This window comes from Bradyrhizobium sp. S3.3.6 (assembly GCF_040546905.1).
In the GTDB taxonomy this organism is placed as follows: Bacteria; Pseudomonadota; Alphaproteobacteria; order Rhizobiales; family Xanthobacteraceae; genus Bradyrhizobium; species Bradyrhizobium cytisi.
In genome coordinates this window covers 221,140-227,622 of the sequence record NZ_JBEPOT010000015.1, presented here as the reverse complement: position 1 = coordinate 227,622, position 6,483 = coordinate 221,140, and the positions used below count along the sequence as shown (strand labels likewise).

The following is a 6,483-nucleotide window of genomic DNA, read 5'->3' as shown; positions in this document are numbered from 1 at the left end:
TGCCCGCCGGCCTCCCGTCCCGGCGGGTAGCTTGAATCACCAAAACGCTGATTTGTGAATCCCCAACGATTCAGTCAGATGGGCTAACGCTCTAGCAAGCCGGCCGGGCTGACCAAAAAATTCGCCCCGGAGAAGCATGGCCTCTCCAGGGCGCTTTCGTTTTGCCGTGATCGCGACGATCAGTTCAGCTTGCGCTTCGGTACCGGCGCCTCGAACTGGGCGATCTCAGCGGTTTGCGACGCCTTGCCGTTGAAGGTCAGCACGTTGCCTTCGGACGAGATCGCGACCGTATCGCCATCCCGGACGTCGCCGGCCAGGATCATCTCGGCGAGCGGATCCTGGAGATAGCGCTGCACCACCCGCTTCAACGGGCGAGCCCCGTAGGCGGGATCCCAGCCCTTGGCCGCGAGCCAGTCGCGCCCCGAAGCGTCGAGCGTCAGCACGATCTTGCGATCGGTCAGCAGCTTCTGCAGCCGCGCGAACTGGATCTCGACGATCCGGCCCATCTCGCTCCTCTGCAGGCGATGGAACAGGATGATCTCGTCGACGCGGTTCAGGAACTCGGGACGGAAATGTGCCCGGACCATCCCCATCACCTGCTCACGCACGGCAGAGGTGTCTTCGCCCTCGGGTTGATTCACCAAAAATTCCGAACCGAGGTTCGAGGTCATGATGATCAGCGTATTGCGGAAATCGACGGTACGGCCCTGGCCATCCGTGAGGCGGCCGTCATCGAGCACCTGCAACAGGACGTTGAAGACGTCCGGATGCGCTTTCTCGATCTCGTCGAACAGCACGACCTGATAGGGCCGGCGCCGCACCGCTTCGGTGAGCGCGCCGCCCTCGTCATAACCGACATAGCCCGGAGGCGCGCCGATCAGCCGCGAGACCGAATGCTTCTCCATGTATTCGGACATGTCGAGGCGGACCATCGCGGTCTCGTCGTTGAAGAGATACTCGGCGAGCGCCTTGGTCAGCTCGGTCTTGCCGACGCCGGTGGGCCCTAAGAACATGAACGAGCCGGTCGGCCGGTTCGGATCCTGCAGGCCTGCGCGCGAACGTCGCACGGCGGTCGCGACTGCACGCACGGCCTCGGCTTGGCCGACGACACGCCGTCCGAGCTGCTCCTCCATCCTCAGGAGCTTCTCCTTCTCGCCCTCCAGCATCTTGTCGACCGGCACGCCGGTCCAGCGCGAAACCACCTGCGCGACGTGGTCGGCGGTAACAGCCTCCTCCATCATCTCGCCGGAGCCTTCACGCGCCTCGATCTCGGCGAGCTGCTTCTCGAGCTGCGGGATCCGGCCATAGGCCAGCTCGCCGGCCTTCTGGAACTCGCCGCGCCGCTGCGCGTCGGCGAGATCCACGCGCAGCGCGTCCAGCTCGGACTTGAGCTTCTGGGCGTCGGAGAGCTTGCTCTTTTCGGCGCTCCAACGCGCGGTCAGCGACGCAGATTTCTCCTCAAGGTCGGCGAGCTCCTTCTGGAGCGTTTCGAGACGCGACTTGGAGCCGAGGTCGGTTTCCTTCTTGAGCGCCTCCTGCTCGATCTTGAGCCGGATGATCTCGCGGTCGAGCGAATCCAGCTCTTCCGGCTTGGAATCAACCTGCATCTTCAGCCGCGCCGCGGCCTCGTCCACGAGGTCGATCGCCTTGTCAGGCAGGAAACGGTCGGTGATGTAGCGGTTGGACAGCGTCGTCGCGGCCACGAGTGCGGAATCGGTGATCCGCACGCCGTGGTGCTGCTCGTACTTGTCCTTCAGGCCGCGCAGGATCGAGATCGTGTCCTCGACCGAGGGCTCGCTGACGAAGATCGGCTGGAAGCGCCGCGCCAGCGCCGCATCCTTCTCGACGTGCTTGCGGTACTCGTCGAGCGTGGTCGCGCCGATGCAGTGCAGCTCGCCGCGCGCAAGCGCAGGCTTGAGCAGGTTGGAGGCGTCCATCGCGCCATCGCCCTTGCCTGCGCCGATCAGCGTGTGCATCTCGTCGATGAACAGGACGAAATTGCCGTCGCTCCCAGTGACCTCCTGGAGCACGGCCTTCAGCCGCTCCTCGAACTCACCGCGGTATTTTGCACCCGCAATCAGCGCGCCCAAATCGAGCGACAGCAGCCTCTTGTCCTTGAGGCTCTCGGGCACGTCGCCATTGACGATGCGCAGCGCGAGGCCCTCGGCGATGGCGGTCTTGCCGACGCCGGGCTCGCCGATCAGGACGGGATTGTTCTTGGTCCGGCGCGACAGCACCTGGATGGTGCGGCGGATCTCCTCGTCGCGGCCGATGACCGGGTCGAGCTTGCCGTCGCGCGCAGCCTGGGTCAGGTCGCGGGCATATTTCTTCAGCGCGTCATAGGCGTTCTCGGCGGTCGCGCTGTCGGCCGTGCGGCCCTTGCGCAGCGCCTCGATCGCGGCGTTGAGATTTTGCGGAGTGACGCCGCCCTTGGCGAGGATTGTGCCGGCCTCACTGGTCTTCTCCAGTGCGAGACCGAGCAAGAGCCGCTCGACGGTGACGAAGCTGTCGCCGGCCTTCTCGCCGGCCTTTTCGGCCGCATCGAACGTGCGAGCGAGCTCGGGCGCCAGATAGATCTGGCCGGCACCGCCGCCACTGACCTTCGGCACCTTGTTGAGGGCGTCCTCGGTCGCCTTCAGAATCGCGCGGGAATTGCCGCCGGCGCGGTCGATCAGACCGGCAGCCAGCCCCTCATTGTCGTCCAGCAGCACCTTCAGGACGTGCAGGGTTGAAAACTGCTGGTGGCCTTCGCGCACCGCAAGCGACTGCGCGGACTGGACGAAGCCCCTGGAGCGTTCAGTATACTTCTCGATATTCATGGTCTTTTCTTTCCCTCGGCCTGCCCCTGGGGCCCTCTAAGGCACCCCAAACGGCATCTTCATTGGGTTTCCGCTTATACGTTGACGTTCCTCAACGCATCAGCGGTCGTTATCAGCCGACGCTGGCGCCGGCCTGACCCAGATGTGGGAAGCGTGCCCTCGGATCGGAAGAGGAACGTTCACAATTTCGTGCGCTGATCGGCCGGCTTGGCGGGCACGGAGCGAATCCCCTAAGTAGGCCTATGACAATCAGCCAGACTGCCGAAATCAGCGGCCTCTACCGCTATCCGATCAAGGGCCTGACGCCGGAATCCCTGGCCCGGGTCCCGTTGCGGACCGGCCAGACCCTCCCCGCCGACCGCCGCTACGCCATCGAGAACGGCCCGAGCGGGTTCGACCCGGAGGCTCCGGAGTGGAAGCCGAAAATCCAGTTTCTGATGCTGGCCCGCAATGAGCGGCTGGCGTCCCTCGACAGCCGGTTCGAGGACGCGACCAACAGCCTTACCATCCGCAAGGACGGCCGGATCGTCGCCAGCGGCGATCTCGAGAGCGCGGCGGGGCGCGCCGCCATCGAGGGCTACTTCACGGAGAATTTCCAGCCGGAGCTGAAGGGTCCGCCCAAGGTGCTGTCCGGCCACGGCCACAGCTTTTCCGACGTCGCCCGCAAGGTCGTCTCCATCATCAATCTCAACAGCGTTCGCGCCATCGAGACCATGCTCGGCGGTACTGCCGTCAATCCCCTGCGCTTCCGCGCCAATCTTTACGTGAAGGGCTGGCCGGCGTGGTCCGAGCTCGACCTGGTCGGAGAGACGCTTGCGATCGGGCAGGCCCGGCTAAAGGTGGTCAAGCGCATCAAGCGCTGCGCCGCCACCAATGTCGACCCCGAGACCGCACAGCGCGATCTCGAAATTCCGCCCACGCTCTCGCGCAATCTCGGCCACATGGACTGCGGCATCTATGCCGAGGTCATCGCTGACGGCGAGATCGGCGTGGGTGATAAGGTTGTCGTGGAAGAGCCGAAGCTGGTGTGAGCTAGCACCACTGCCGTAGGGTGGGCAAAGCGAAAGCGTGCCCACCATTCCGGTTCTCAGACTTTGAGACATCGCTGGTGGGCACGGCGCTTGCGCGCCTTTGCCCACCCTACGCACCGTCGCCTCAATTCGGCATCACATACGCATAGATCCGGCCGCGCGAGATCGGCGCCTCGCGGACGCGGTTGCCGTTGTTGCCGGAGATCATGATCGGATTCCCCTGCGCGTCGACGCCGGTGATGATGCCGACATGACCGCCGCCGCGCCGCCCCATCACCGCGATGGCGCCGACCTGCGGACCGGAGACACGCGTGCCGTAATGCGCGAACGAATTCGCCATGTCGGAGCCGGTGCCCTGATGGCCGGTGTGCTGCAGCACCATGTTCATGAAGCGCGCGCACCACAGGCTGCCGCGTCCGGTCGGGTTGCCGCCGATGTAGCGGCGTGCCTCGGAGACGAGACCCGACCCGCCGCCGAAGCCACTGCTTGCAGCCATGCCGTTATGGGCCATGCCGCCGCCGGCGTTCGGATTGTAACTGGCCTGCGTGTCGGCAAAGCCGCTCGCCTGCAACTGCGCCGCGCCGCGCTCGAAGCGCGAACTGCGTGCATGATGGCGATAGTGATTAAGTCTGGCGTGATGCACGTAAGCGTGCCGCTCTGCGCTATGACGATGATGCGGCCGCGCTGAGGCCGGAGAAACGAACGCGGCAACCGCCGCGAAGAAGATCGCCAGCGCGACAACACAACGCGACAGGCGAGACGCAAACAACTCGAACATTCTTCATCCTTCGTTGACACCCCCACTTCCAATCGGCCCATGCGGTGGGCCGACATCCGTCTGGCCGTTAAGCCGCCCGATGTGGCGAGAAAAAGACGCCGCGGCCGCGAATAGCTGCGATGATCTTGCGTCAGTGCTGGCTCGAGGCTGCCTCATTGCGGACAACAGCATTAACTGCGATTCTGAACTCACGGCTTGAAGAGAGGGAAACGGTTAATGCCCCATGCCACGACCAGGGACAACGTCCGCATCTATTTTGAAGAATCGGGTCAGGGAACGCCGATACTTTTTCTGCACGAGTTCGCGGCCGACTACTCCAATTGGGAGCCGCAGATGCGTTACTTCTCGCGCGGCCACCGCTGCATCACCTATTCCGCGCGCGGCTACACGCCATCTGATGTGCCGGCGGGTGAGGTCTACAGCTACGAACATTTCTACACCGACGCGCTCGCGGTGCTCGATCATCTCAGGATCGAGCGCGCGCATCTCGTCGGTCTTTCGATGGGCGCCTATTCATCGCTCCAGATCGGATTGAACGCGCCGCAGCGCGCACTGTCGATGACGCTTGCCGGCGTCGGCTCCGGCTCGGAGATCGAGAATCTCGACAATTGGCGCAAGCAGTGCCGTGCCAATGCCGAGCAATTCGAGGCGCTCGGCTCCGCCGAGGTCGCAAAAGTCACCCGCGAGGCGCCGAGCCGGATTCCATTCCTGGTGAAGGACCCGCGCGGCCACGCCGATTTCTACGCCGCGCTGGCGCGGCACGATTCCAAGGGTTCGGCCAACACCATGCGCGGCTTCCAGGGCGGCCGTCCCTCGATCTACACCATGACGGATGCGATCAGAGGCGTGGCAACGCCGGCATTGATCATCTGCGGCGACGAGGATGATCCGTGTGTGGGGGCTAGCCTGTTCCTGAAGAAGCATCTGCCGGCAGCGGGGCTCGCGATGTTTCCGAAGTCCGGTCACGTGCTCAATCTCGAAGAGCCCGCGCTGTTCAACGCGAGCGTGGAGCGGTTCGTGACGCTGGTGGAAGCGGGACGGTGGCCGGTGCGCGACCCAAGGTCGGCGGCGGCGCATTAGGGCGAAGGCCTTGGCTCGCACTCCGTCATTGCGAGCGCAGCGAAGCAATCCAGAATCTTTCCGCGGTGGGATTCTGGATTGCTTCGCTCCGCTCGCAATGACGATAAATTACTTCCCCTGCCCGCGGCTCAGCAAAAACACGCCCTGCTCGCCGAACAGATTCCACACCCACCATGGCAATCGCAGCCGCAGCGGACGGCCGTAGAGGTCGAGCGCTTCGGCACGCTCCATCTTGACGCCGATGGTGTCGCAGAGCTCGACGAAATCCTTGATGGTGCAGAAATGGATGTTGGCGGTGTCGTACCAGCTCGCCGGCAGATTCTCCGTGCGCGGCATGTGGCCGCCGACCAGGAGCTGCAGGCGCATCCGCCAGAAGCCGAAATTGGGGAACGACACGATGGCGCGGCGGCCGATGCGCAGAAGATTCTCCAGCACGACCTTGGGCTGGCGCGTCGCCTGCAGCGTCTGCGACAGGATCACATAGTCGAAGGCGTCGTCGGGATAGTTGACGAGGTCGGTGTCGGCGTCGCCCTGCACCACCGCGAGGCCCTTTGCCACGCAGCGGTTGACGCCCGCGCGCGACAGCTCGATGCCGCGGCCGTCGATGCCGCGGGTCTCCAGCAACTGAAGCAGATCGCCCTCGCCGCAGCCGACGTCGAGCACTTTCGAGCCCGGCTTGACCATCTCGGCGACCAGCAGATGGTCGGCGCGAAACGGGCCGGACTGCTCCGCAGCGAGGCCGTTGAGCGGCAGCACTTCCTGTACAGACATCGCT

At 64.4% G+C, this 6,483-nt stretch carries 5 protein-coding genes; 2 read left to right on the top strand and 3 right to left on the bottom strand.

What is annotated here, in order from left to right; genetic code table 11:
* Positions 1–179: 179 nt before the first annotated feature.
* The gene (clpB, locus tag ABID59_RS32850; RefSeq protein ID WP_354086106.1) at positions 180–2,819 is read right to left on the bottom strand and encodes an ATP-dependent chaperone ClpB; all 2,640 of its coding nucleotides are present in this window, start codon (positions 2,817–2,819) and stop codon (positions 180–182) included.
* Positions 2,820–3,061: 242 nt separating this feature from the next.
* Between clpB and ABID59_RS32845 the strand changes: the two genes are divergently transcribed.
* The gene (locus tag ABID59_RS32845) at positions 3,062–3,850 is read left to right on the top strand and encodes an MOSC domain-containing protein (RefSeq protein ID WP_354086105.1); all 789 of its coding nucleotides are present in this window, start codon (positions 3,062–3,064) and stop codon (positions 3,848–3,850) included.
* A 124-nt stretch (positions 3,851–3,974) separates the two neighbouring features.
* On the opposite strand, the gene ABID59_RS32840 is transcribed toward ABID59_RS32845, so the two are convergent.
* Positions 3,975–4,628, bottom strand: coding sequence for an NlpC/P60 family protein (locus ABID59_RS32840; RefSeq protein ID WP_354086104.1), 654 nt, complete (start codon positions 4,626–4,628; stop codon positions 3,975–3,977).
* A 216-nt stretch (positions 4,629–4,844) separates the two neighbouring features.
* Between ABID59_RS32840 and ABID59_RS32835 the strand changes: the two genes are divergently transcribed.
* Positions 4,845–5,708, top strand: coding sequence for an alpha/beta fold hydrolase (locus ABID59_RS32835; protein WP_354086103.1), 864 nt, complete (start codon positions 4,845–4,847; stop codon positions 5,706–5,708).
* A gap of 108 nt (positions 5,709–5,816) precedes the next feature.
* Here the strand turns inward: ABID59_RS32835 and metW are convergent, their stop codons facing one another.
* Positions 5,817–6,479 carry a methionine biosynthesis protein MetW gene (gene metW, locus ABID59_RS32830; protein ID WP_148751712.1) on the bottom strand — a complete coding sequence of 221 codons (663 nt, stop codon included), beginning with the start codon at positions 6,477–6,479 and terminating at the stop codon, positions 5,817–5,819.
* Positions 6,480–6,483 lie beyond the last annotated feature (4 nt).

Bases quoted from the DNA above. Each gene is read 5' to 3' on its own strand.
- ABID59_RS32840 (WP_354086104.1), bottom strand. From the start codon at position 4,628: ATGTTCGAGTTGTTTGCGTCTCGCCTGTCGCGTTGTGTTGTCGCGCTG.
- metW (WP_148751712.1), bottom strand. From the start codon at position 6,479: ATGTCTGTACAGGAAGTGCTGCCGCTCAACGGCCTCGCTGCGGAGCAG.
- ABID59_RS32835 (WP_354086103.1), top strand. From the start codon at position 4,845: ATGCCCCATGCCACGACCAGGGACAACGTCCGCATCTATTTTGAAGAA.
- clpB (WP_354086106.1), bottom strand. From the start codon at position 2,819: ATGAATATCGAGAAGTATACTGAACGCTCCAGGGGCTTCGTCCAGTCC.
- ABID59_RS32845 (WP_354086105.1), top strand. From the start codon at position 3,062: ATGACAATCAGCCAGACTGCCGAAATCAGCGGCCTCTACCGCTATCCG.